General features: G+C 44.7%; 1 pseudogene. It reads right to left on the bottom strand.

What is annotated here, in order from left to right:
- Positions 1 to 139: 139 nt before the first annotated feature.
- Positions 140 to 512, bottom strand: a pseudogene (locus tag ACTQ53_RS17615) (hypothetical protein); the annotation flags it as partial.

The following is a 512-nucleotide window of genomic DNA, read 5'->3' as shown; positions in this document are numbered from 1 at the left end:
AGCGATTTCTCGACAGATATTCACCAGCGGAGCCGATTGCTATGTTTCACTCAGAATGACCACACTGGTCATGCTGGATTCAAAATATGCCCCTTTTTAAAGTGGGCTCAAACATATAATTCAAAAAACATAGGCTTTTCTATTCCCTGACGCAAGTCAGATTCATCTCCTGTTTGAGAAACTCGATAATCTCATTGCGCCTGTTTACCAAAACATAATGGTTTTCTTCTGGAACAAAGAACAGCCCTGTATGGACTCCCATCTTGCTGAGTCTGCTTGCCTGACTTGGCATCAAACGTGAAGAATGATCCTGACCGCCACCAATCAGATTGATTCTACATGGCACCTTCCTCAATCCTCCAAGATTACAGGAGATAGATGTCAAACTCTTGAAATCCTTGGCATGGGATGAGTGCATGGTTGCCACTATCGCACTACCTCCATTTGAAAGCCCCATCAGATGAATCTGACGGTGGTCGATGTGATAGCCCATTCGCTCCAGGGAAGGTATG

This window comes from Prevotella sp. Sow4_E9_plate, assembly GCF_052116205.1.
GTDB lineage: Bacteria > Bacteroidota > Bacteroidia > Bacteroidales > Bacteroidaceae > Prevotella.
This window is presented reverse-complemented; position numbering and strand designations above follow the sequence as displayed.